23 protein-coding genes and 1 tRNA gene are annotated in these 26,388 nt (G+C 34.4%); 13 read left to right on the top strand and 11 right to left on the bottom strand.

Features of this window, described 5'->3' with window-relative positions:
* Positions 1 to 10: 10 nt before the first annotated feature.
* Positions 11 to 1,099 (bottom strand): hypothetical protein, encoded by a 1,089-nt coding sequence (locus tag NBT05_RS02075; RefSeq protein ID WP_265771765.1) that lies wholly within the window; start codon positions 1,097 to 1,099, stop codon positions 11 to 13.
* Positions 1,100 to 1,239: 140 nt separating this feature from the next.
* Between NBT05_RS02075 and NBT05_RS02070 the strand changes: the two genes are divergently transcribed.
* The 8 genes from NBT05_RS02070 to NBT05_RS02035 all read left to right on the top strand — a co-directional run bounded on the left by NBT05_RS02070 (position 1,240) and on the right by NBT05_RS02035 (position 7,098).
* A complete protein-coding gene (locus NBT05_RS02070) occupies positions 1,240 to 2,046 on the top strand; it encodes a TatD family hydrolase (RefSeq protein ID WP_265771764.1) in 807 nt (268 codons plus the stop codon).
* 9 nt (positions 2,047 to 2,055) lie between these two features.
* A complete protein-coding gene (locus tag NBT05_RS02065) occupies positions 2,056 to 3,087 on the top strand; it encodes an asparaginase (protein WP_265771763.1) in 1,032 nt (343 codons plus the stop codon).
* Between the two features lie 75 nt (positions 3,088 to 3,162).
* Positions 3,163 to 3,250 (top strand) — tRNA-Ser (locus tag NBT05_RS02060).
* Between the two features lie 230 nt (positions 3,251 to 3,480).
* Complete coding sequence (locus tag NBT05_RS02055) at positions 3,481 to 4,281, top strand: MotA/TolQ/ExbB proton channel family protein (protein ID WP_265771762.1); 801 nt, start codon at positions 3,481 to 3,483, stop codon at positions 4,279 to 4,281.
* Between the two features lie 128 nt (positions 4,282 to 4,409).
* On the top strand, positions 4,410 to 4,880 hold the full coding sequence (locus NBT05_RS02050) for a hypothetical protein (RefSeq protein WP_265771761.1): 471 nt from the start codon (positions 4,410 to 4,412) through the stop codon (positions 4,878 to 4,880).
* A gap of 12 nt (positions 4,881 to 4,892) precedes the next feature.
* Entirely contained in the window at positions 4,893 to 5,501 is a 609-nt protein-coding gene (locus tag NBT05_RS02045; RefSeq protein ID WP_265771760.1) for an ExbD/TolR family protein, read from the top strand.
* 17 nt (positions 5,502 to 5,518) lie between these two features.
* A complete protein-coding gene (locus tag NBT05_RS02040) occupies positions 5,519 to 6,001 on the top strand; it encodes an ExbD/TolR family protein (RefSeq protein WP_265771759.1) in 483 nt (160 codons plus the stop codon).
* 380 nt (positions 6,002 to 6,381) lie between these two features.
* Positions 6,382 to 7,098, top strand: coding sequence for a porin family protein (locus NBT05_RS02035; RefSeq protein WP_265771758.1), 717 nt, complete (start codon positions 6,382 to 6,384; stop codon positions 7,096 to 7,098).
* On the opposite strand, the gene NBT05_RS02030 is transcribed toward NBT05_RS02035, so the two are convergent.
* On the bottom strand, positions 7,093 to 7,692 hold the full coding sequence (locus tag NBT05_RS02030; protein ID WP_265771757.1) for a hypothetical protein: 600 nt from the start codon (positions 7,690 to 7,692) through the stop codon (positions 7,093 to 7,095). The genes NBT05_RS02035 and NBT05_RS02030 overlap by 6 nt on opposite strands.
* A 1-nt stretch (position 7,693) precedes the next feature.
* Entirely contained in the window at positions 7,694 to 9,154 is a 1,461-nt protein-coding gene (gene rpoN, locus NBT05_RS02025; protein WP_265771756.1) for an RNA polymerase factor sigma-54, read from the bottom strand.
* A 648-nt stretch (positions 9,155 to 9,802) separates the two neighbouring features.
* Here rpoN and NBT05_RS02020 point away from each other — a divergent pair.
* Complete coding sequence (locus NBT05_RS02020) at positions 9,803 to 10,270, top strand: ankyrin repeat domain-containing protein (protein WP_265771755.1); 468 nt, start codon at positions 9,803 to 9,805, stop codon at positions 10,268 to 10,270.
* 51 nt (positions 10,271 to 10,321) lie between these two features.
* Here NBT05_RS02020 and asnS read toward each other — a convergent pair whose 3' ends face one another.
* The 8 genes from asnS to rplM all read right to left on the bottom strand — a co-directional run bounded on the left by asnS (position 10,322) and on the right by rplM (position 19,806).
* Positions 10,322 to 11,767 carry an asparagine--tRNA ligase gene (asnS, locus tag NBT05_RS02015; RefSeq protein ID WP_265771754.1) on the bottom strand — a complete coding sequence of 482 codons (1,446 nt, stop codon included), beginning with the start codon at positions 11,765 to 11,767 and terminating at the stop codon, positions 10,322 to 10,324.
* A gap of 608 nt (positions 11,768 to 12,375) precedes the next feature.
* A complete protein-coding gene (locus NBT05_RS02010; protein WP_265771753.1) occupies positions 12,376 to 14,775 on the bottom strand; it encodes an efflux RND transporter permease subunit in 2,400 nt (799 codons plus the stop codon).
* Positions 14,776 to 15,211: 436 nt separating this feature from the next.
* The gene (gene frr / locus NBT05_RS02005; RefSeq protein WP_265771752.1) at positions 15,212 to 15,775 is read right to left on the bottom strand and encodes a ribosome recycling factor; all 564 of its coding nucleotides are present in this window, start codon (positions 15,773 to 15,775) and stop codon (positions 15,212 to 15,214) included.
* 66 nt (positions 15,776 to 15,841) lie between these two features.
* Positions 15,842 to 16,549, bottom strand: coding sequence for a UMP kinase (pyrH, locus tag NBT05_RS02000; RefSeq protein WP_265771751.1), 708 nt, complete (start codon positions 16,547 to 16,549; stop codon positions 15,842 to 15,844).
* A 218-nt stretch (positions 16,550 to 16,767) separates the two neighbouring features.
* Positions 16,768 to 17,742, bottom strand: coding sequence for a translation elongation factor Ts (tsf, locus tag NBT05_RS01995; RefSeq protein ID WP_265771750.1), 975 nt, complete (start codon positions 17,740 to 17,742; stop codon positions 16,768 to 16,770).
* Positions 17,743 to 17,851: 109 nt separating this feature from the next.
* Entirely contained in the window at positions 17,852 to 18,709 is an 858-nt protein-coding gene (gene rpsB / locus NBT05_RS01990) for a 30S ribosomal protein S2 (RefSeq protein ID WP_265771749.1), read from the bottom strand.
* 255 nt (positions 18,710 to 18,964) lie between these two features.
* Positions 18,965 to 19,351 carry a 30S ribosomal protein S9 gene (rpsI, locus tag NBT05_RS01985; protein WP_265771748.1) on the bottom strand — a complete coding sequence of 129 codons (387 nt, stop codon included), beginning with the start codon at positions 19,349 to 19,351 and terminating at the stop codon, positions 18,965 to 18,967.
* A complete protein-coding gene (gene rplM, locus NBT05_RS01980; RefSeq protein ID WP_265771747.1) occupies positions 19,351 to 19,806 on the bottom strand; it encodes a 50S ribosomal protein L13 in 456 nt (151 codons plus the stop codon). Before rplM ends, rpsI begins: the two co-directional genes overlap by 1 nt.
* Positions 19,807 to 20,138: 332 nt before the next feature.
* Between rplM and NBT05_RS01975 the strand changes: the two genes are divergently transcribed.
* The 4 genes from NBT05_RS01975 (at position 20,139) to NBT05_RS01960 (ending at position 26,387) form a co-directional block, all read left to right on the top strand.
* Positions 20,139 to 22,841: a DUF5916 domain-containing protein gene (locus NBT05_RS01975; protein ID WP_265771746.1), complete on the top strand. Its 2,703-nt coding sequence runs from the start codon at positions 20,139 to 20,141 to the stop codon at positions 22,839 to 22,841.
* A 29-nt stretch (positions 22,842 to 22,870) separates the two neighbouring features.
* The gene (locus NBT05_RS01970) at positions 22,871 to 24,076 is read left to right on the top strand and encodes a serine hydrolase domain-containing protein (protein ID WP_265771745.1); all 1,206 of its coding nucleotides are present in this window, start codon (positions 22,871 to 22,873) and stop codon (positions 24,074 to 24,076) included.
* Between the two features lie 112 nt (positions 24,077 to 24,188).
* Positions 24,189 to 25,499 (top strand): Fic family protein, encoded by a 1,311-nt coding sequence (locus NBT05_RS01965; protein ID WP_265771744.1) that lies wholly within the window; start codon positions 24,189 to 24,191, stop codon positions 25,497 to 25,499.
* Between the two features lie 153 nt (positions 25,500 to 25,652).
* Positions 25,653 to 26,387 (top strand): flavodoxin family protein, encoded by a 735-nt coding sequence (locus NBT05_RS01960; protein ID WP_265771743.1) that lies wholly within the window; start codon positions 25,653 to 25,655, stop codon positions 26,385 to 26,387.
* Position 26,388: the final 1 nt, after the last annotated feature.

Here is a 26,388-nt window from a genome sequence, read left to right as displayed (position 1 = left end):
ATCTCAAAACTTAATAAAGTTCAAAAGGATCTGAATATTGTACAACTGATCTTATCTCTTTAAGCATTTCTTTGGTACTTTTCTGATTTTTTAACTGCTGTAACTCGAAATTATGATTGGAAATCAATGCCAGCATTTCGTTTTTATGTACAGCTAGTTTTTTTTCGATTCCCTTTTGAGAACGAGCATTAAAATGATTCCAATAAAATTCATTTTCCGGGGCTTGCTTTAATTTATATTTTTCAATTTCTAATTTTTCAATTTCTCTATCTAAAGATGTAAAAACAGATTTTAACTGGTTTTTGCTTAGCTGTATCTGTAGGTCCTCTTCTTTAATAATCTCCTTTTGAAGAAGCAATAGTTTATAATAATTACGATCTTCCCAAGCTAACGAAAGTTCTTTCATAACCACTTCTAGGCGTTCTTTTTCTTTTTTATCAGTTACCAGATCAGGATGTGTTTTTTTTACCAAACTTTTATAAAGTTTATAAAACTCTTTATCAGTTGTTAAATTTTGGTTAGCCTTTTGCTCTCTTTTAACTTCTCTCTCCCAATCCTGCCTGGATTCCTGCTGCTTTTTGAAAAACTCTCGTTGATAATCTTCATCGTCCAACTTATCGTAATCTACAGTTCCATCCTCAAAATCAAATCCCCAATCTTTCAGCATATTTCCCATAATTTCATCCATAAACTCTTTTTCTAAAGGATCCATATTTTTTATATCCTCCTTAGCTTGCTTTTGTAGTTCATTAAGGATATTTTCAAATTTTTCAGAAGTATATTGGTTTTCTTGTAGAAAAAAGATTTCGTTCTGAATTTTGGAATATATCATCTCTTTTTGCCAGGCGGTAAATGATTTTTGCAGAAATCTCTCATAAAGGCGAACAATAAGTGCTTCTTTAACTTTAAACAATTTTTTTTCGGTTAAACTTAAATTTTTATCATATAGCCCTTTAATTTGTGTTAAAGTGGAATTGATGGTTTGTATTTGTTTTTTTAACCTTTCAATTTTATTAATTTTTTTCGCAATAGCAATGTTGTTTTTATTAGGAGCCTCTGAGGTAGTATCTGTGAGTGTTAATTTAATTGTTTGTTCCATCTGTTAAAGCTAATTTTAAAAGAGATGAAAATAGATAAAGTTTATTTCAAATAGTAAAAATTTTGAACAATTTATGAACGCTTCTCTATTATTTTTGAACATTACGAAAAGTTAATTTCTATAAACCATACTTTTACTTCATGATTTTAGTTGATACCCATACCCATTTATACAGTGAATCCTTCCAGGAAGATCAGGATGCCGTAATTCAAAAGGCATTGGAAGAAGGAATTCAGTATTTTTTTATTCCAGCCATAGATGCTACCTATACTAAAGGTATGTATGATCTGGAAGCTAAATATCCCAAAAACACCTTTCTAATGATGGGTTTGCATCCTACTCATGTAAAAGAAAACTACGAATCAGAGTTGCAACATGTCTATGAGGAGGTTTTAAAAAGGAAGCAACCCGAAGCATTAAAAAAGTTTTATGCCATTGGTGAAATCGGAATTGATTTGTACTGGGATCGAACTTTTTTAAAAGAACAGCTGGACGCCTTTAAAAAGCAAATTCGGTTGGCAAAAAAATACCAACTACCCATAGTTATTCATTGCAGGGAAGCATTTGATGAAGTTTTTGACGTACTGGAAGAAGAAAAAGGGGATGATTTATTTGGAATTTTTCACTGCTTTACCGGGGATTTGGAACAGGCACAAAAAGCAATTTCTTATAATATGAAACTAGGTATCGGAGGAGTAGTTACCTTTAAAAATGGTAAAATTGATAGGTTTCTACGTCAAATTCCGATAGAACATATCGTTTTAGAAACTGATGCGCCTTATTTAGCTCCCGTACCGTATAGAGGAAAACGAAATGAAAGTGCATATCTAACCAAAGTCTTAAGCAAAGTGGCTAATATTTATGATATTTCTGAAGAAGCCGTTGCCAAAATTACTACGGAAACTGCCTTAAACGTATTTAGTTTAAAAGTAGATAACTTTGCTTAATTAAAAAATATGAATCCCAACATTCCCAACATATTATTAATTTATACAGGTGGTACTATAGGAATGATTAAAGATTTTGAGTCAGGGGCTTTAAAGGCTTTTAATTTTAAAAAACTTTTAAAACATATTCCGGAATTAAAACTATTACATTGTCATATTGAAACCATTAGTTTTGAAGAACCTATCGATTCATCTGATATGAACCCTCTATTATGGGCGCAACTAGGTAACATTATCCATGATCATTACCACGACTTTGATGGTTTTGTGGTTTTACATGGAAGTGATACCATGTCGTACACAGCTTCTGCTCTAAGTTTTATGTTTGAAAACCTACAAAAACCTGTTATATGTACCGGATCTCAATTACCAATTGGAGATTTGCGGACGGATGCTAAAGAAAATGTAATAACCGCTATTCAATTAGCTGCCTTACAATATCAGGAGAAACCGGTAATTAAAGAGGTAGGGCTATATTTTGAATATAAACTACTCCGTGGTAACCGAACCTCTAAAATGAATGCTGCTCATTTTGAAGCGTTCCGATCCTATAATTATCCTCCTTTAGCGGTTTCCGGAGTAAAATTAGTAGTAAACCACAAGGATTTATTAAAACCAGACCTAAACAAAAAATTATTTTATAAAGATCAGTTCTGTACGGAAGTAATTATTATTAGGTTGTTCCCGGGTATTTCTAAAGAGATTACGACTGAAATGATGTTGCATTCTAAAGTTCGTGGTGTCATTATAGAAACCTTTGGTGCCGGAAATGCCTTGACGGCAGAATGGTTTGTCACTGTATTAAAAGAATTGAAGGAAAGAGAAATACCGGTAATCAATTGTACCCAATGCAAAATGGGGGAGGTAAATATGAAGGCTTATGAGACTGGAAAGCATTTGCTGCAATACGGCGTAATATCAGGAAAAGATATTACTATAGAATCTGCAATCGTTAAACTCATGTTTTTACTATCTCAAAATCTAAGTTATAAACAGTTCAAAACCAAGTATGAAAAGTCACTACGCGGTGAAATGCTGTAAAATTAACGGCTCAGATTTTAGTACTCAATATTTTTTTTGTTATTTGGCGTTCTGTATTTGAAAAAAGATACAACTAGAGAGGTGGCCGAGTGGTCGAAGGCGCACGCCTGGAAAGTGTGTATACGCCAAAAGCGTATCGAGGGTTCGAATCCCTTCCTCTCTGCTCCGAATTGAAATGCATAGTAAATGCAGAATTATAGAGCAAGCTAACTAGTTTGTTTAAGTTCTTTATTTTATCAACATTTGTACCTCGCGAGTACGGACAAATGTATTTTAAATTGCGAATCCTATAGGATATAACCCGGGTTTCGTCATTATTATTTAATTAATATTAAGTTTACAATATTTTTATATCTTTAACCCTTTAACTAATTAAAATTACAAATCAGCATAATGAAAAGATTATTTTCTATTCTGGCAATCGCAATGATAATGAGTTTTGGCAGTGCAACTGCATCAACTTCATCGAACCAGTTATTAACGGCTAACGCGCAGTTGCTTATTGCGCCTTTGACAACAACATTAGTACAAGATTCTGAGCCTGTAGTTGCAGAAGAAGCATCTTTTCACCAAAAACTGAAAAAGCGTTTTATAGAAGGAGGTCCTGGTTTTATGGGGATCGTACTATTATGTTTAATTCTTGGTCTTGCTATTGCTATTGAAAGAATTATCTATTTAAACCTGGCTACGACTAATACCAAAAAACTACAACAAAATGTAGAAGATGCCTTGAATACAGGTGGTGTTGAGGCAGCAAAAGAAGTTTGTAGAAATACAAAAGGGCCGGTAGCTTCTATTTACTATCAAGGTTTAGACCGTGCAAATGAAAGTATAGACGCAGCTGAAAAAGCTGTAGTGGCTTACGGAGGTGTACAAATGGGACAGTTGGAGAAAAACGTTTCCTGGGTATCTTTATTTATTGCATTGGCACCAATGCTTGGGTTTATGGGTACGGTAATTGGTATGATTGAGGCATTTGATAAGATTGAAGCAGCAGGTGATATGCAACCATCATTGGTAGCAGGAGGTATTAAAGTAGCATTATTAACTACCGTTTTTGGTCTGATTGTTGCAATTATACTTCAAATCTTTTACAATTACATCGTTGCTAAAATTGATAGTATTGTCAATGATATGGAAGATGCTTCCATTACCTTAATTGACCTATTAGTTGCTTACAAAACAAAAAGATAATTAATCCGTAAGTGTTACTTTGATAATCTACTTTTATAAAATTAGATTTGAAAAGACTTTATATTAATTCAATCTTACTATTAATACTGTATTCGTTATAACGCGGATTTAGTTAAAAATCTAGTTACATGAAGATTTCAAAAATTTTATCATACATAGTACTGGCCTTAGGAGCTGTTGGTATTGCTCTATGGTTTGTGATGAATAGTTCTATTTCGACGCTAATGGAAGAAAATGGCGTATCCGAAGCAAGAGAACTTCCGGAGGATATGGCTTATGGGGCGGTTAATCCTTTATATATGTTAACATTAGTTGTATTTGTTATAGCAATTATAGCAACCCTTATTACTGTTTTTTCAGCACTAGCTAAAAATCCGGGTGGACTTAAGAACACGCTAATTGGTATTGTTGCTTTTTTAGTAATTTTGGGAATAGGGTACGTATTGGCAGAAGGAGTAGAGACCACGATGAAAGATGGTGAAATGCTTTCTGCAACAGAATCAAAATTGGTAGGAGCTGGTTTATATTCATTTTACATCTTAGCAATTATAGCGATTGGTATGATGATAGTGTCTGGGGTTCAAAAATTAATAAAGTAAATTTTAAATAATATGGCGAAAAGAGCAGCACCGGAAGTAAATGCGGGATCTATGGCGGATATTGCCTTTTTACTGCTAATATTTTTCTTAGTTACTACTACTATTGAAACAGATAGTGGGATTAGTCGAAAACTTCCACCACCAGTAGAAGATGAAGAAACACCTCCTATCTTAAAAGAAAAAAATATTTTTGTAGTAGAGGTTAATAAGAACAATGACCTTTTGGTAGAAGAAGTTCCTATGGAATTAGGAGCTTTAAGAGAAGCTGCCATTGCCTTTCTTGATAATGGAGGTGGCAGTGGAAACGATCGTTGCGAATATTGTCAGGGTAGTAGGTCATCTACTTCTTCTGATAATCCAAATAAAGCGGTGATCTCTCTTAGAAATAATAGAGAAACAGATTACTCTACTTATATAGCCGTTCAAAATGAACTGGTAGCTGCTTATAATTTTTTAAGAAACCGTGAATCTCAACGTTTGTTCGGAAAAACATTTGTACAAATGGAGCAGGAGGTAAAAGATGTAAATTACCCGGGAGATAAAGAAAGATTGAAGGAGAATATTAAGAAGATACAATTAATGTATCCTGAAAAACTTTCTGAAGCAGAACCTAAAAAATAATCTAAGAAGGATATATTATGTCGAAATTTAAAAAGAAAAAAAGCGGAGATTTACCGGCAATATCTACAGCATCCTTACCAGATATTGTATTTATGTTATTATTCTTTTTTATGGTAGCTACGGTAATGCGTCAAAATACATTGATGATAGATAATAAATTACCGGTTGCCAATCAAATTGAAAAGTTGGATAAGAAAGATTTGGTAATGTATATTTATGCAGGGAAACCAAGTGAGCGTTATGCTGCAAGTGCGGGTACACAAGCTAAAATTCAATTAAATGATAAGTTTGCCGATGTTCGGGATATCAAACCTTTTATTCTGGCAGAACGTGCTTCCAAAAGAGAAGAATTAATTCCATTCTTAACTACAGCTTTAAAAGTAGATGGAGAAACCAATATGGGATTAGTAGGTGATATCAAAAAGGAATTAAGAGAAGTACAGGCACTTAAAATTAATTATACTACACGGCAAGGAGATGCTACGGATAATATAAAATAGTTATTAAAAGGCTTTACAATATAAAATCCCGCTTTCTGCGGGATTTTGTGTTTGTAGAAAACAACTACTTATAATTTATTTTTCTTTATATTAACGTAGGTCTGTTTAAGAAATATGTGATTAGTTTAGCTATTTGATCCTATGAAAAATAGCTTTTTCTATACCTTCTTGAGAATACCGAAAATAATTTTAGGAGTAAAATTTAAACCTAATACAATTTTTTCTCTATTTTTTAGAAAGTTCATTTAATTCAAGCCTACATTCAATTTATATTGTTCAATCAAAAATTAATTTGTTACTTGTACTTTGTACTACGCTTTGGTTAACAAACGCTAATATGGCACTATAAAAATTTAAATTCTTTTTACTGTACTTGTACTATGAAAGTAAGTGGTTGTCTTCTTTGTTTTTTACTTACTTTTTGTTTTGTAGGAATAGGACAACAATTAACTACTTCAACCTCTGTAGATACAACAGCATCAGACCAGAAATATCGTGAAGATCAATTCTATGCAGGTGTTACTTTCAACTTGTTAGTAGATACACCTATAGATCAATCCGGCTTTTCCGGAGGTATTCATGCTGGTTTTATCAGAGATATGCCAATAAATTCACAACGGAATTTTGCTATCGGATTAGGTATAGGCTATTCTGGTAATACCTATAATCAATCTTTATATATTGATGAAGTACAGGACACTCAAGAAGGTTTGTTTTTGGATTTAGAAGAAGAAAATATTAGTTATGATTCCAACCGGTTTATTACCCATTTAATAGAAGTGCCGTTACAATTTCGATGGCGAACCTCAGTCGCAGAAAGTCATAAATTCTGGCGAATATATACCGGATTGCAGCTTGGGTATATTTATTATTTTAAATCTACGTATTCTTCAAATACTGGAATTACGGTAAATCAGACCAAATTAAACGAACTGAATCGTTTACGGTACGGGGCTACTTTATCTTTCGGGTGGAACACCTTTAATTTCTATGTGTATTATAGTCTAAATACGCTTTTTAAAGATGATGCGGTGATCGGTGACAATACGATTGGTATGCGTATTGCAAAATTTGGGCTTATATTTTATATACTATAACCAGGAAGATACCAGGGTTAACTGGGGAAGAAGGCCAATGATAAAGCCTAAAATGGTTTCAATATAGGATTGCTCTCGCTGAAACAATTGTGAAGTAGCTACAACACCACAAACCATTAGTAGTAACGAAATAATTAGGGTCAAATTAATACTAAAATGGATGCTTAAAGCTATGGAAAACATCGTAACCGCTCCTAATCCCAACATATGCAGATTTACCCGAATTGAGAAGAGGATCATAAAGATAGTCGTAAGTATGGAAAATAAAATTCCTAAGAAAAAGAAGTACAGTTCCGGATATTCATAGATATGTATGATGGCTTTAATGACAAAGAAAAAAAGCAGGGATTGGATAAGCAAAGGTATTTTTAAAAATTTAATGGAATGATTTGAAACAGATGGAATGATTCCCATACTTTTTAAAAAGAACGAAAGCACTATTGGGATAAGCACGGTGATAATAAGTATCCCAAAAACTTTTGCCTGAATAATTCCATCAGGAATAAACCTGGGAGCAATGGAGAAGTATAAAGTAGCTGCAACTACTGGAATGATAATCGGATGAAAAAGAACATTAATAGTACGGAAAATCATTCTAGATTTTTTTTCGTAACCTTGCTACGGGGATGTCTAACTGTTCTCTATACTTAGCAACAGTCCTTCTGGCAATAGGATAACCTTTTTCTTTTAGCATTTTTGCCAGTTTCTCATCAGTAAGTGGTTTTCGTTTATCTTCTTCTCCGATGGTGATTTCAAGAATTTTCTTTATTTCCCGGGTGGAGACTTCTTCTCCCTGATCATTAGTCATAGATTCAGAGAAAAATTCTTTAATTAATTTGGTTCCATAAGGAGTATCTACATATTTACTATTTGCAACCCGGGATACCGTACTTACATCCATTCCGATTTCATCGGCAATATCTTTAAGGATCATAGGTTTTAAGTTTCGTTCATCACCACTTAAGAAATATTCTTTTTGATAATGCATAATGGCACTCATAGTTACAAAAAGCGTTTGCTGACGTTGTCGAACCGCTTCAATAAACCATTTAGCCGCATCCAGTTTTTGTTTTATAAAAAGAACCGCATCCTTTTGAGATTTTGACTTTTCTTTACTTGCTTTATACCCCTGGAGCATGTTATTGTATTCTCTGGAGACATGAAGTTCCGGGGCGTTACGACCATTTAAGGTCAACTCCAGTTCACCATCTACAATACGAATGGTAAAATCGGGAACAACATGTTCTACAATTCGGTTGTTACCGGCATAAGAACCTCCGGGTTTGGGATTTAAATGTTCAATTTCTTCAATAGATTCCCGTAATTGTTCTTCGGTAATATCAAATTTAGCAAGTAACTTATCGTAATGTTTCTTGCTAAAGTGGTCAAAAGCATTATCTATGATTAAAGAGGCAAGTTTAATAGGAATGGTAGTCTCTTTACGATGCAATTGTATAGATAAACATTCTTGCAGACTACGTGCACCTACACCGGCAGGGTCTAATTGATGAACAATATCCAGTACTTTTTCAACTTCTTCTTCGGTAGTATAGATATTTTGAGTAAAAGCAAGATCATCAATAATATCTGCCAAAGGTCGACGTATATATCCGCTTTCATCAATACTTCCCACCAGAAATTCGGCTATTTCCCTTTCTTGTTCATTTAGTCTATATGTATTTAACTGATTAATTAAATGTTGATGAAAAGAAGTGCCGGAAGCATAAGGAACATTTTTTTCTTCATCATCCGAACTGTAATTATTAGCATTTAAACGATAATTGGGAATTTCATCGTCACTTAAATACTCATCTACATTAATATCCGTTTCAATTTTCTCTGAGCCATAGTCATCTTCGGTTGAGTTTTCATTGCTGAAAGTATCTTCTAATTCGTCACTTTTCTCTTTACCGCTATCCAAAGCCGGATTCTCTTCCATTTCTTGTTTTAGCCTTTGTTCAAAAGCCTGGGTAGGCAATTGAATTAATTTCATCAGCTGGATTTGTTGAGGCGAGAGCTTTTGAGAAAGTTTAAAATTTAATTGTTGTTTCAACATATAAAATAGCCTTGAAATAAGGAAGTAGTTTAGACAACTTCCGTTACAAAAATAGGTAAATCCTATAAATGTAAGCTTATCATAAAACACTTACTCTAGGGTATTATTATATTATTAACCAATTTTAGTAGTTTTATCAATAATGACATAATGGTAATGATAATTTACCGAAATTGATAAGAACAAATATGTGTTTTTAGATTGTGAAACTACCCCCGGTTTAAAAAAATGGTAACTACCTTTTAAAAGAAAGACTTGCTTACATCTTTATCAGAATGCGAAGATTATCCTTTTGTAATTTATAATTAAACCCATAGTGCATTTGAATAATCATTATTATAAAATCCATCGGTTCAATTTCTTCGACCGAAGGAAGAAGTCTGCTTCAACTAGTTCATCAGAACTATCAAGTCTTTCAATAAAGTCCAAAATGATAAGGATTTTAGTTAAAAAAGCTATTCTCGATACATTTTTTCTTCATTTCATTACGAAAAACCACTCGAATCGACGCTTTTTTCCATAAACACAACAGAAGTTATAATTTAAACTAAATAAAGGCACTACTTTTTTGTACCTGCTACTTTATTCACTAATTTAGAATCCGAACCGGTTTATCATTGTTCATCAAATAATTTGCAACTATTAACTATGAATTCAGATTTTTTATTTGAAGCCATTCGTTCCCATAATTCAGATAAAGTAAAGACTTTATTAGAAACAAATCCTGATTGGGTTAAAAGTAAGGATCAGCGAGGTTCCACCCCTTTGTTATTAGCTACATATTATGGTAATATACCGGTAGTTCAAACTATATTATCTTTTTCTCCGGAAGTAAACGCGCAGGATACGGCTGGGAATACTGCTTTAATGGGAGTTAGTTTTAAAGGATATCTGGAAATTGCCAGATTATTAATTGAAGCAGGTGCAGATGTGAATATTAAAAATTTTAACCAGGGAACCGCATTGATCTTTGCTGCTACCTTTGGACAACGGGAGATGGCCGAATTTTTATTACAACAGGGCGCTGATCCGTATATTGAAGACAACACCGGAAAAACGGCTATTGACCATGCAAAAAATCATGGGTTTGATTTATTAACTTCAAGTAAAAAGTAATAGTTGCCTTTTAAGAAAAAGAATGACTATTTTTCTACTATTTGAAGTAAATTAAAATTCAGCATTTAAAGGTGTTCTGGGATACGGAATTACATCCCTGATATTTGTCATTCCGGTTACAAATAATACCATCCTTTCAAAGCCCAGGCCAAAACCACTATGTGTACAAGTTCCGAATCTACGGGTATCCAGGTACCACCATAAGTCCTCTTCGGGGATATCCAGTGCTTTCATCTTTTCTTTTAAGACGTCCAGGCGCTCTTCTCTTTGCGACCCTCCTACAATTTCTCCAATCCCCGGAAATAAAATGTCCATAGCCCTTACCGTCTTACCATCTTCGTTTAAACGCATGTAAAAAGCTTTAATGTTGGCTGGGTAGTCAAATAAAATTACAGGACACTTAAAATGTTTTTCTACTAAAAAACGTTCGTGTTCACTCTGTAAATCCGCTCCCCATTCGTGAATCGGATATTTAAACTTTTTCTTTTTATTAGGTTTTGAATTTTTTAGTATTTCAATAGCTTCCGTATAGCTAACCCGTTTAAAATTGTTATCTAAGACAAAATGTAGTTTTTCACGTAACTTCATTTCCGAACGTTCCGCCTGGGTTTTTCTTTTATCTTCTTCTATCAATCGATTTTCTAAAAACTCAAGGTCATCCTGGCAATTTTCTAATAGGTATTTTATAGTACCTTTAATAAAATCTTCGGCCAGGTCCATGTTTTGATCCAGGTCACAAAACGCTATTTCAGGTTCGATCATCCAGAATTCTGCCAGATGACGTGAAGTGTTTGAGTTTTCTGCCCTAAAGGTAGGACCAAAGGTATATATCTTACCTAATCCCATTGCATAGGTTTCTCCTTCTAATTGTCCGCTTACCGTTAAATTAGTTTCTCTGCCAAAAAAGTCTTTGGTATAGTCCACCTCCCCTTTTTCAGTCAAGGGAACTTTAGTAAGATCCATATTGGTTACTTTAAAAGCTTCTCCGGCTCCTTCGGCATCACTACCGGTAATCACCGGTGTATGTACGTAATGAAAATTGTTTTGCTGAAAGTATTGATGAATAGCAAAAGACAATTGTGACCGTACCCGCATAATGGCACCAAATGTATTTGTACGTATACGTAAATGTGCTTGTTCGCGTAAAGTTTCGAGACTATGCTTTTTAGGAGAAAGAATGGTAAGCTTTAATTCTTCCGGGTTAGCATCTCCTTCAATATGTACAGATGCCACTTGAATTTCTACCTTTTGACCTTTTCCCTGGCTTTCTATCAAAGTACCTGATATAACTAAAGCAGCTCCTACGGTAATACGCTTCAATACGGCATCATCTAATAGGTCGTCCTCAATAACACATTGTATATTTTTAAGTGTGGATCCGTCATTCAACGCAATAAACCTATCATTCCTAAAAGAACGTACCCAACCTTGTACCGTTACTTGTTGTAACAATTGATCGCTATCTAATAATTCAACTATGGTCGTATTTTTTTTCATCCGTTCTTTTAATAAGAGTAAAAGTTTTGTACAATATATTTTTTTCAAAAATAGAAGCGTGCAAATATAATTTATTAATTAAAAATGTAGAACCTATTAAAATACAATTCGTAAAGTATGTAAATAAAGTAGAAGTATGAACCTGGTTAATTTCTGTTGAAAAACTAAAAATAAGATCAGTTTTTACAGGATGATTATCTCATTTTTGACTTTAAAAAATTCACAATTGTGTTAATGAAAACTAAAAAACAGGTTATCGCTTCTAATAATAAGTGGATTTATTCTTTCTCTATTCATTCAATTGCATAACAAGGTTTTAATAATCAAATGGTTATAGAATGATTTTCTAATATTTTCTTCAAATACATATTTTTTTAAGTAGAGGGGGTATAAACCCTGTACGAACTTATATTTTAAAACCTAAGCTGCTCGTATATTGTAAATGCAATTATGACGATTGTGTTTACGTTGAGTTTCGTTTGATAGATTTTGGGGTAATCTATCATGCAGAAGCCTCGCCAGAAGTGGCGGGGCTTTGACGTTTATAATATATACATTTACCAGGGGGTTTCCGGAATTCTCAGATTTTATAAGTTAATTACAGAGAATTACTTCTTTTTAGTTGAGATATCTTCTTCTTCCGGTATGATGTTTAGGGTAGGTTCTTTTAAAGTTTTCTTATTAGCAATATTTCGTTCTAAAGAAAGTAAAAGGGAAGGTAGCAATAATAAGTTTGCCAACATTGCAAATAACAAAGTTGCAGAAATTAATCCTCCCAAAGCTTTGGTTCCCCCAAAACTTGATAGCATAAATACCGAAAACCCAAAGAAAAGTACGGTAGAAGTATAAAACATACTTAGTCCTGTTTCCCGTAAAGAAGCAAAAACAGATTTACGGATCTTCCATTTATTGGATTTTAATTCCTGTCGATATTTTGCTAAAAAATGTATAGTGTCATCTACGGAAATTCCGAAAGCAATACTAAAAACCAAAATGGTCGAAGGTTTGATAGGTACTCCTAAAAAGCCCATCAATCCTGCGGTCATTAAGAGGGGTAATAGATTAGGGACTAAGGATATTAAAATCATTTTAAATGAACGGAACATCCAGGCCATAAATAGGGCAATAAGTACAATAGCCAATCCTAAGGAAAAAATCAGATTTCGCACCAGGTAGTTCGTTCCCTTTTGAAAAATAAGTGCTTTTCCGGTAAAGGCCACATTATATCGATCTTTAGGAAATAACTTTTCAATCTTGGGCCCGATCATCATTTCGATACGTTCCATCTCTTCAGTCCCTACATCTTTCATAAAGACAGTCATACGTGCATATTGACCTGTACTATCTACATAACTTGTTAAAGTATTAGTCTCGGATTCAAAATTTTTAAGATAAGGTAAGATAAAGTTTCGTTCCTGATTGGTAGGTAATTGATAATAAGCCGGATTATTATTATAATAAGCTTGTTTTGCATATTTCACCAGGTTCACAATGGATAAGGGTTTGGACAATTCCGGAATCTCGGCAAGAAGTGCTCCCAGTTCATCCATTCTACGGAGTGTAGGTAGCTTTAAAACCCCTTTTTCTCTTTTAGTATCTATCAAAATCTCTAAAGGCATAATACCATCAAACTCTTCTTCAAAAAAAGTGATATCCTTATAAAACCCTGCTGATTTAGGCATATCTTCTAATAAACTCCCAGACACCCGAATCGTATAAATACCGATAATACTGGTAATCAAAATGAGAATTGACACTATATAAATAGTAATCCTTTGGTTCTTAACCATATGCTCCATCCAGTTGACCAGATGATCTACCCAGCCCTTCCGCAGGTGTTTTAAGTGGCGTTCTTTAGGAGTAGGTAAATAACTGTATATAATAGTAATTACAAGTAGGCATAATATAAAAAGGGCTACAATATTAATTGCAGCAACAATACCAAATTCCTTTAATAATTTACTTTCAGTCAAGGCAAAAGTAGCAAAACCGGAAGCTGTGGTAATATTGGTCATTAACGTAGCATTTCCAACTTTAGTAATTACCTGTTGTAAAGATAAAGTTTTATTACCGTGTTTCTCGATCTCCTGTTGGTATTTATTAATCAAAAAGATACAGTTGGGAATTCCTATAACAATAACCAGAGGGGGAATAATAGCTGTAAGAACCGTAATTTCATATTGTAACAATCCTAATAGTCCAAATGCCCACATCACTCCTATGATCACAGCAATCATAGAAATAAACGTAGCTCTAAACGACCGAAAAAAGAAAAAGAAAATAAGAGAAGTTACTAGTAAAGCAGCCAGGATAAAAATCTGAATTTCATCCATAATATTTTGCGAATTCATCGTACGGATATACGGCATTCCGGAAACCTTAATATCCGTTTGATAGCGTTCCTCAAACTCGCGTATGGCTGGATTCAATGTTTTTTCAATAAAATTCTTCCGGATAATGGTATTAACGATATCCCTGTTTAAATATAAAGCGCTTTGTAGCGTTTTGGATTTATTACTATAAATTAATCCTTCATAAAAAGGCAGTTGATTAAAGAGCTGTTCTTTGTAATTGTTTACAGTCTCATTCGTATATACGGAATCTTTAAGAAACGGAACCATGTCAAAACGTGCAGGGTTCTCCTTTTTTTCCAGTACTTTTAAATTATTTAAGGAAATCACCAGGTCAATCTCGCTGTACTGTTTAAAGGAAGCATTAAATTGATTCCAGGCTTTTAATTTTTCAGGAGTAAACAAAGTACTATCCTTAATTGCCATGACAATCAGGTTTCCTTCATCTCCGAATCGTTCAAGAAATTGTTCGTATTGCTGATTTACTTCATGATCATCAGGTAATAAATTAGCTTCGGAAAATGAAAAGCGCATATGTTGCCACTGAAACCCAAGGAATACGGTAATGCCTATGATGACTGCTAATATGATCGCCCTGTTTCTTAAGATAATACCTGCTATGGTATCCCAAAATCCTAAAGTAAAAAATTTGATCATATGTTGAAATAAGTTGGCAAAGGTACTAATTTGAAGCCTTTTAAAAGAACCAGGTTTTTAAAATATAGACAGTAACACTTATTTTTAGTCGTAAAGTAGAAGCTAAACTAAAAAATCCAATTGTTTTCTATATTTATATGGTGGTAGGTATTGTATGAAGGTCTGTGACTTAAATTAAAATCTGAAAATAGTTTGAAACTATCATATCTGATTTTTAACAAGGGGTTTTAAATGTGAAAGGCAATTTCTTTTAAAAAAGAACCAAAAGAATATACAAAAATACTGCTCTATCTGATACAATCTGAAATGCTCTAACAAGTTTTAATTACTAGTAAATCTATGATGTTGAAAGTTGGTCATCAAAAAAGTCATTAAGGATCATTTTAAAACCCCTTTCGTTTAATAAATAAAACTCCTATAAAACCGCGATTCTATTTTAAACCGTCATGATTTCTTTTTCCTTTACTACCAGCATATCATCAATTTTCTTAATGTACTTGTTAGTAAGATCTTGAACATCAGCTTCCAGATTTTTAGCCATATCTTCTGATAGTCCTTCTTTCTCTAGTTTTTTAATTTCGTTATTTGCATTTTTTCGGTCGTTTCGAACCCCGACTTTAGAATCTTCTGCTTCGGCTTTTGCTTGTTTTACTAAATCCCTTCTTCTTTCTTCCGTAAGAGGCGGAACACTAATGATCACACTCTCCCCATTGTTCATTGGGTTAAAACCTAAATTTGCCATTTGTATCCCTTTCTCAATTTCAGAAATAATGGATTTTTCAAAAGGTTGGATGCTTAAGGTTCGGGCATCAGGGGTAGTTACATTTCCTACCTGGTTTAAAGGGGTAGGAGAGCCGTAGTACTCGACCATTACTCCACTTAACATAGCAGGGGCAGCTTTACCTGCGCGTATTACTAATAATTTATTTTCAAGGTGTTTGATAGCACCTTCCATAGATTCTTTTGTTGAGTCTAAAATAAAATCAATCTCTTCTTCCATTTCAATATTATACTAGAGGTATTTACGATAAGTGAATATAGGAATAAAATATATACGCAGGTTATTTTATAAATTTACTTTTGTTCCGATTGCTTCTCCAGATAGTACTTTAAATAAGTTACCGGACTTATTCATATCAAAAACGATGATAGGCAACTCATTTTCCTGACTTAAAGTAAAAGCCGTGGTGTCCATTACTTTTAATCCCTTACGAAGTACATCATCAAAAGTGATAAAATCAAATTTAGTTGCTTTTTTATCTTTTTCCGGATCTGCAGTGTAAATTCCATCTACCCGAGTACCTTTTAAAATCACATCTGCATTAATCTCAATAGCCCGAAGCACGGCAGCAGAATCTGTAGTAAAATACGGATTACCGGTACCTCCTCCAAAAATCACAACCCTTCCTTTCTCCAGGTGACGAATAGCCCTTCTTTTGATAAAAGGTTCGGCCACCTCATTAATTTTAATAGCAGATTGTAAACGGGTAGGAATGTCCGCATCTTCCAAGGCGCTTTGTAAAGCAAGTCCGTTAATAACCGTAGCCAACATCCCCATATGATCCGCCTGTACCCGATCCATACCTTTACTAGCACCTGCAACTCCCCTGAATATATTACCTCCGCCAATAACAATAGCTACTTCTACATTCTCATCCGTAATCTTTTTAATTTCTTCGGCATATTCTGCTAGTCTTTTAGGATCAATACCATATTGCCGTTCTCCCATTAAAGCTTCCCCGGAGAGTTTTAGTAAGATTCTTTTGTATTTCATAGGAAGGTTAGCTTTTTATTTCAATTTTGGGCAAATATAGCGATAATCTGAAATTGTACGAGAGGCTTTGATGAATAATAAATGATAGGCTTTTTCTAGTTGTATTTTTAGACAAACCTGACTTTTTACTTAGAATAGTAAAAAACTATAAATTGCTAAAATAAAAAGAGACCACTTTTAAAGCAGTCTCTCATTATAGTATTATCAGTGAATGATCGTTATCCTAAAGATACTCTTTCAAAACCAACTACTTTTACATTACCCTGGCTAGCTACATATTGAGCAACACTTTGTTTTTCATCCATAATAAATCGCTGATCTAGTAAGGCCTTTTCATTATCTAAGGTAGTATTGTCAGAAACAAACCTTTCTAACTTACCAGGTACAATCTTATCCCAGATTTTTTCCGGCTTTCCTTCGGCTTTTAATTCTGCTTCGATATCTTGTTTGGCTTTAGCCATTACTTCGTCACTAAGCTGTGATCTGGAAATAAATTGAGGTACGTTTTTTAAGGTTTTACCTAAACGTTGTAACTCTTCATTATCTTTTTCAATCGCTGCAATTCGTGCATCCGTCTCAGAGGCTACGAAATCAGGGTCAAAATCCTGGTAAGATAGCGTGGTAGCTCCCATAGAAGCAACCTGCATGGAAACATTTTTAGCGATTTCCGGTGCTTTATCTACTGCTTCTGATAAACCGACTAAAGCTCCGATCTTATTTCCATGGATATAAGAACCTACAAAAGGGGCTTCTAAGGTTTTATAACCACCTACTTCAATTTTCTCACCAATAACCCCGGTTTGTTCCGTTAATTTTTCCTGAACAGTCAACCCGTTCTCATATTCGGTAGCTAAAAAATCTTCTTTAGATTGTGCTCCGGACTGCAAAGCGATTTCTGCCATTTTTTGAGCCATTTGTACATACGTATCATTTTTGGCTACAAAATCTGTCTCACAGTTCAGTGATACAATCACACCTTTTGTGTTTTGCTCATTTACTTTTGCAATTACGGCACCTTCGCTAGAATCCCGGTCCGCTCTTTTTTCGGCTATTTTTTGTCCTTTTTTACGTAGTACTGCAATTGCCTTGTCAAAATCTCCTTCTGCTTCAACAAGTGCTTTTTTACAATCCATCATACCGGCACCGGTAGCTTTACGAAGTTTACTAACTTCTGCGGCTGAAATTTTTGCCATATCTTTTTTATTTGTAGTGTTAATAAAAAGCCGTTTAATTTATACGTAACAGTAAAAAATTAAACGGCTTTGGGATATTAGTATCAATTAATCTGGTTAAGAATCAAATTTATTCTTCTTCTTGTTTTGCGGGTGCTTCGGTAGCCACCGTTTCCACCGCTGCTTCGGCTTTTGCAGGTGCAGGAACCGCAACCTTTTCTTCAGCTTTTGGCTTTTCTTCGGCTTTAGGTTTTGCTGCTGCAGCACTTTGACTTTCTTTAGGAGCGTCTTTAGTTGCTTTTCTTTCCGTTAAACCTTCGATAATCGCATCACTTACAAAAGTCATTACTTTATCAATAGACTTTGAAGCATCATCGTTAGAAGGGATTACATAATCCACCTGTCGGGGATCAGAGTTAGTATCCACCATAGCAAAGATAGGAATGTTTAATTTCTGTGCTTCTTTTACGGCAATATGTTCTCTGGTAATATCTACGATGAATAAAGCTCCCGGTAGTCGGGTCATATCAGATATAGAACCTAAGTTCTTTTCTAATTTAGCTCTTAAACGATCTACTTGTAAACGTTCTTTTTTAGAAAGGGTGTTAAAAGTACCATCTTTTTTCATCCGGTCTATAGAAGCCATTTTTTTAACAGCTTTTCTGATCGTTACAAAGTTAGTAAGCATTCCGCCCGGCCATCTTTCGGTAATATAAGGTTGGTTTGCTTTTGCTGCTTTTTCAGCAACGATTTCTTTTGCTTGCTTTTTAGTAGCTACAAAAAGGATTTTTCTTCCGGAAGCTGCAATTTTATGAAGTGCCTGACTGGCCTCATCAATTTTTGCTGCAGTTTTATATAAATTAATAATATGGATACCATTACGTTCCATATAAATATAAGGAGCCATATTTGGGTCCCATCTTCTTGTCAGGTGTCCGAAATGTACCCCTGCATCAAGTAATTCTTTTACTTCAATGTTATTTGCCATTTTTGTAATAGTTTACGTTCTGTTGCAATAGCAATGTATAAGTGGCTACTTTATTTAGTACGGCCTTATCCATTTAGATGCTAAACTAACCCTTGTCCCGAACTTGTTTCAGGATATCATTGTTCTGTACTTTTTATTTAGCTTAGAAACAACGAGCATTATCCAAGTAACAACAAAAACTAATTAATTATAGTTTTTAATTGCTTCTACTTCTAATAATAGTAAGTAAAAGCGGTAACGAATAAATTTTCGTTTTTAACGTTTAGAGAACTGGAATTTCTTACGCGCTTTTTTCTGTCCGAATTTTTTACGCTCTACCATTCTCGGGTCTCTGGTTAATAAACCTTCCGGTTTTAAAATGCTACGGTTCTCAACATCTACTTCACAGATAGCTCTTGAGATAGCCAATCGGATCGCTTCTGCCTGACCGGTAATCCCACCCCCGTATACATTTACGGATAAGTCGTACTTATCTGTATTTTCAGTTAGGGTTAAAGGTTGGTTTACCTTATACTGTAAGGTAGCAGTAGGAAAGTAGTCCGCAAGATCTTTCTTGTTAATGGTTACTTTACCAGAACCTTCTTTCATATACACTCTGGCAACCGCGGTTTTTCTTCGGCCAATTTTATGAATTGTTTCCATTACTTAAATTCGTTTAAGTTAATAGTTTTAGGCTGCTGGGCTCCATGAGAATGCTCAGTCCCGGCATATACCTTTAAATTACGGAATAAAGCAGCACCTAATTTGTTTTTAGGTAGCATCCCCTTAACCGATTTTTCAATGAGTCGCTCCGGATTTTTATCAAATAATTCCTGAGCTGTAAGACTTCTTTGCCCACCAGGATAACCAGTGTGCCGGATATACGATTTATCCGTCCACTTTTTTCCTGTTAAATTGATTTTTTCAGCGTTTGTAATTACTACATTATCACCGCAATCAACGTGTGGGGTAAAGTTAGGCTTGTGCTTTCCTCGCAGTATTCTCGCTACTACAGAGGAGAGGCGTCCTAAAGTCTGTCCTTCAGCATCTACATGTACCCATTCTTTTGAAACGGTCTTTTTATTTGCAGATACTGTTTTGTAACTTAATGTGTCCACACAAATTTTTTTTTACAGCTTGTTCTATACAAGCAAATTAAACATTCCTTTCCTATACAAAATAGGGGTGCAAATGTACAATTATATATTTAGATAGCAAATAACAAACGCAGGATTATTCAGTAACGAATTTCGTTGTTAATTTTTTACTAATTGCATAGGGTACTTACCGCATTCCTCTTTACTTTGAATCTAATTCATACAAATCCAATACAACATCTTGTCAGGTATCATGCCTGCTAACCTGTATCGTCATTTTTTAGGAAATCGTAGTAGTTATGTTCACTATATTTTCTTTAGTGCATAGCTTAAATTTTGAACGTAAATATCTTATGAAGTTGCCTTTTCTGATAGTTTTATTATCGATGTCTTTATTGGTATATGGCCAAAATAAAAGTGTAACTGTTCCAAAAAAGATTTATACCACGCAACCTGTTACAACAAACAGTACGCTGAAAATAAATGGGATTATCGACGAAAATAGCTGGAATTTAGTGCCCTGGTCAGAAAAATTTATAGAACGTAACCCTGATGAAGGTACGCCCCCAAGTCAACAATCAAGATTCAAAATTCTGTACGATCAGACTTATTTATACGTAGCTTTTGAATGTTTTGATACGTCTCCGGAAAAAATTGAAAAACGATTGTCCCGGCGCGACGGATTTGCAGGAGACCGAATTAGCATTATTTTTGATAGCTATCATGATAAAAGAACTGCTTTTTCCTTTACTATTACAGCAGCAGGAGTTAAGGGAGATGAATTTGTAAGTCAAAATGGAGATAACTGGGATGAAAGTTGGAACCCCATCTGGTATGCCGCTTCTAAAATTGGTGCTAATGGCTGGACTGCTGAAGCTAAAATTCCGTTAAGCCAATTAAAATTTGGGAAAAGTAAAGAGCAGATTTGGGGATTGCAGGTAACCCGTTTGTTATTTCGAGAAGATGAGCGTTCGGTCTGGCAACGTATTCCGCTGGAAGCTGCAGGTTTTGTTAGTGAATTTGGGGAACTGCACGGATTGATTGATATCAAACCGCAGAAACAATTAGAAATTCAGCCATTCTCCGTAGTACAATATGATACCTACCCGGAAGAACCCGGAAATCCGTTTAGGGATGGAGATGATTTTAAGTTGAACGGTGGCCTGGATGCTAAAATCGGAATTACCAACGATCTTACGCTGGACCTTACCGTAAACCCGGATTTTGGACAGGTAGAAGCAGACCCGGCCGCGATTGCTTTGGATGGGTTTCAAATATTTTTTGAAGAACAACGTCCCTTTTTTGTGGAAAACAAGAACATTTTTGATTATCAATTTGCAGACCGTGAAGATAATGTGTTCTATTCCCGGAGAATCGGTCGAAACCCGCAGGGCTCTTTTGGAGATGGTATTGTTACCAGTGAGTTTTCTCAGGTTCCTTTAAACACCACCATTTTAGGGGCAGCTAAATTTAGTGGGAAAACAAAGAACGGATGGTCTATTGGTTTTTTAGAGAGTGTGACAGCACAGGAAATTGCACAAATAGAAGATGAAGATGGAAATCAACGAGAAGCTATTGTCGAACCACTCACTAATTACATCGTAACCCGGGTACAAAAAGACTTTAATAAACGTAATTCTTTTATTGGCGGTATTTTTACAGCAACCAATCGCAACCTAAGTGATATTAATAATATCGATTTTACTGATGAGAATACGGATGAAACCCGGGAACTAATCGGCCTTCGTGAAAATAACCTTAATTTTTTAAGAAAAGCAGCGTATACCGGAGGTCTAGATATCCGGCATACCTGGAAAGACCGTAATTATTTTATAGAAGGCAATTTTGTTTCCAGTCATGTCATCGGTTCACCGGAAGCGATTTTTGATACGCAAGAATCCCTGACTCATAATTTTGGAAGGATTGATGCAAGTCATGTTCAATTAGATTCTACCCGTACCAGTTTGACCGGTACCGGGGGGAAACTAAGAAGTGGTAAATCCGGTGGAGGTAATTGGCGATATGAAGGAGGTATTGATTGGCGTTCTCCCGAATTGGAACTAAACGACGTAGGCTTTCTAAGAAGGGCAGACGAGTTTAAACAGTTTGCCGAAGTGAATTATTTATTTTTAAAACCAAAGAAGTTCTACCGGCAAATGGCCATAGGTTTTGAACAATTTACGGCTTTTGATTTTGAAGGAAATTACAATCGAATACAATATCAGTTAGAAACAGAAATTAATTTTAAAAATAACTGGCAATTGTTCGCCGGGGTAGTTCATAAACCCCGAATTTTTAATCCGTTTTTTCTGAGGGGCGGACCCAGGTTCCGTTTTTCAGATGAAAATATTGGCTTTTTATTTTTTAACTCAAACCCGCAAAAGAAGTTCCAATTTACCATGGGACATGTGTATGCTGCTGCGGTAGATAATAGTTTTTCTTTTAAAAGATTTGTATTTAATTTTGGGTATCAACCCTTTAACGCGTTTAATTTTTCTGTAGATACCAGTTATAATATAAGCCCGAATAAAACGCAATATGTGACGGATGTTGATTTTGGCGAAAGCAAGAGATACATAACCGGTAACATTTTACAAAAAACCTTAAGTACCAGTATTCGCTTAAACTACAGTATCAATCCTAATTTATCCATTCAGTATTACGGGCAACCTTTTGTTTCTAACGGAAAGTATACGGATTTTAATTATGTAGATAATCCGGTGGCTAAGGAGTTATCCGATCGGGTACAGTTGTATAATACCAATCAAATACAACTAGTTGATGACGAATATCAAGTTACTGAAAATCCCAATCAAAGGATGACACCCGATTATACTTTTGACAACCCGGATTTTGCTTTTGTGCAGTTTCGTTCCAATCTGGTACTTAGGTGGGAATATATTCCCGGATCCGAGATATTTTTAGTTTGGTCACAGGGAATTAATGGGGATGGAGATGCAGATAATCGATTATTTGACAATATCGACAATCAAATTTTTAATCAACAACCGGAAAATACATTTTTGATCAAAGCAACATATCGTTTTGTTTTATAACTTCTATTTTTACAAAAATGATTGCTTTTATGAAATGGATATGTCACCTGCTTTTTTTAACCGGAATGATTGCTTCTTGTTCTACGGTAGAACCTAAAGAAAATACTATACAAATAGGAATCTCGGATAGCATTCAAAAGCCGAAAGTAGATTCTTTACAGCTTTTTGTAGATCATTACGATAAATTTTTTACCACTAGTTTTAATATATCAGAATGTCCCGGAGCTGCGGTGGTTATTGTTAAAGATTCGACGGTAATTTATAAAAAAGGTTTTGGGGTAAAGAAATTAAAAAGTACGGATTCCGTAGATGTACATACGGTTTTTCGGATTGCCAGTTTATCCAAAGGGGTTACGGCAGTACTTGCCGGAAATTTGGTAGATAATGGCTTGCTTACCTGGGATCAAAATATTAGGGAGTTGGTTCCTTCTTTTACTTTAAAAAATATGGAGCAGGCAAATCGGCTTACAGCTACGCATTTACTTAGCCATTCTTCCGGGCTTTATAAATATACCAATACAAAACTGATTCATAAAGGCTTAGCTTTAGATAATATTATTGCCGGATTTAGGTATGCAAATACAGTAGCCGAAGAAGGTACTACCTATGCCTATCAAAATGCAGTATTTTCTATAATGGAAAAGGTTATGGAAGCCAAAACGGAGATTACGTTTAGGCAATTGTTACAAAAGCGTCTTTTTGATCCTCTGGGAATGAAAACTGCATCAGCCTCTTATGAAAGTATTATTGCAAATCCGAACGTAGCCTTACCACATAAGTTGAATCGATATACTAATAAATATACCTTAACTACTATTCATCCTAATTATTATAATGTGGTAGCTGCTGGAGGAATTAATGCTTCTATTACAGATATGGGAGAGTATTTAAAAGCACTACTAGGCTATCGACCGGATATTATTTCAAAGGAAAGTTTGAACGTTATTTTTACTCCTGAAGTGGAGACTAAAGGGAACAGTTCTTACGTAAATCTTTGGGAAGGGGTTACTAAATCTTATTATGCTAAAGGTTGGCGGATACTGGATTACCACGGACGTAAAATTGTATATCACGGGGGCAACGTCAATCAGTACAAAGGACAATTAATGGTAGATCCTGAAAATAATATTGCTATTTGCATCCTGTTTAACGGAGCGAATCAATTTAATGGCCCGGTGATACCAACGTTTTTAAATTATTATGATTTTTATAGGGATTTGACTTCGAGGAGATAAATGATAAATGTGTAAGTTTTAACTTGGTCATCAAATATATTACTTTAAAGTAAAAATAGCGAGATTTATAGATAATCTCGCTATTTTATTTAATTTCGTAGAAATTATCATCATGATCGAATTCCCACCAAAGTTTAATGAGCAATATAAAAACAATTATTTTACACTTATAACGAAGCTACAGCAAAAGGGAATTTTAAAAGAAATACTAGATTCCTATCTTTATTGGGATAAGTTAAAATATAAATTTATTTCAAAGGATTATAATCAAGAAGAATTATGGTTTACAATTAAATTTCATCGCTTATTATATTCCAAATCAATTTCTTTTGGAAACCATGACTTCACCTATTTTATAACTGATTATATGCAACAAGCTTTGCATCAGTTTGACTTACACATCGGCGGAACCTTAAGTAGTAATATTGGAATTGCTGAAACTGACAAAACAAAATATGTAATTAATTCAATCATGGAAGAAGCTATTTCAAGTAGTCAAATGGAAGGAGCTGTGACTACAAGAAAAAAGGCAAGGGAAATGATTCAGGATAGGAAAAAACCTAAAAATAAATCAGAACAAATGATTATGAATAATTTCATAACAATGAAACATATTGTTCAAAATAAAAATGAAGAAATCACCCCAGAAAAAATTTTATATATTCATCAATTGATATCATATAAAACTTTGGATAATCAGCAAGATGTTGGGAAATTTAGAAGTAGTAATGATGTTCATGTTATAAATAATATTAATGGAGAAATAGTTCATACTCCTCCTGCCAAGGGTGAATTAGAAAATTTAATAAATGACTTATGTAATTTTTTCAATAGTTCTCCTAAGAATTTCGTGCATCCAATAATAAAGGGTTGTATAATTCATTTTATGATGGGCTATATTCATCCTTTTACTGATGGAAACGGAAGAACGGCCAGGGCTTTATTCTACTGGTACATGTTAAGGAATGGATACTGGTTAACTGAATATTTATCTATATCAAAAATAATAAAAGATACTAAAGTTCAATATGAGAAAGCATATTTATATACAGAATTTGATAGAAATGATTTAGGGTACTTTATAACATATCATATAAAAACCATGCAGAAGGCTTACGAAGCATTGAAAAAATATATAAATCAAAAACAAAAAGAAGTTTTTCAGGCGGCTAAGTTTATGAAAATCCCTAATGTAAATGATAGAATGGCTCAAATTTTAAAAATTGTAAATGATGATTCAGATAGAATTTTGAGTGTTAAAGAGATTGAATCTCGATTTAATATTTCTAATTTTACTGCCAGATCTGACCTTAGAATTCTAGTCAATTTAGGTTTTTTAAGTATTATTCAGGTAAATAAAAAGAAACAAAGTTTTATTAAATCTCAAAATTTTGATAAGGTTTTAAAAGCTTATGATATATAAGTAATAATATTGTGAAGTTATTATAAAGAAAGCTTAAATGAAAAGATAACTATTATCAACCAATCCATAAAATCTTTTCTCTCAACTGTTAGCTACCTAACAAACATCGTATTTCAATTAGGTTACTTTTAAGGAAATATTTAAAAGTAATCCATGAGTAAGCCTGATTTTAGTAACCTTAACGTAGTATATATAAACTGTACCCTTAAAAAATCTCCTAATAAAAGTCATACGGAGCGACTCATGAGGGTTTCACAACAAATCTTAGAAAAAGAAAAAGTAAACTTTGAAGCCATTCGTTTTATTGACCATCAGATACCTCCCGGGGTGTACCCGGACATGACTGAGCATGGATTTACAGAAGACAATTGGCCGGAACTATTTCAGAAAATTAATAAAGCGGATATTCTCATTATAGGTACGCCGATCTGGTTAGGAGAAAAATCCTCTGAAGCTCAAAAATTAATTGAACGTTTGTATGCGATGAGCAGTAAGACAAACGATAAAGGGCAATATATTTTCTACGGAAAAGTAGGAGGATGTATGGTTACCGGAAATGAAGATGGAGTAAAACATTGCGCAATGGGAATACTCTATGCCTTACAGCATGTCGGATATTCCATTCCGCCACAAGCAGATTGCGGTTGGATTGGTGAAGTAGGGCCGGGGCCTAGCTACGGGGATACGGAATGGAAGGATAAAGAAATCAATCCTCCGGTAGGTTTTACTTCTGATTTCACCAATAGAAATACCACCTTTATGACCTATAATTTATTACACCTGGCTTTAGCCTTAAAGAATATTGGAGGCTATTCCAACTATGGGAATTCACGTGAGGCCTGGGATGCCGGTACCCATTGGTCATTTGAAAACCCAGAATATCGGTAAT

The organism is Aquimarina sp. ERC-38 (genome assembly GCF_026222555.1).
Classification (GTDB): domain Bacteria; phylum Bacteroidota; class Bacteroidia; order Flavobacteriales; family Flavobacteriaceae; genus Aquimarina.
Note: the sequence above shows the minus strand (reverse complement) of the source record. Positions and strands in the feature narration are given on the sequence as shown.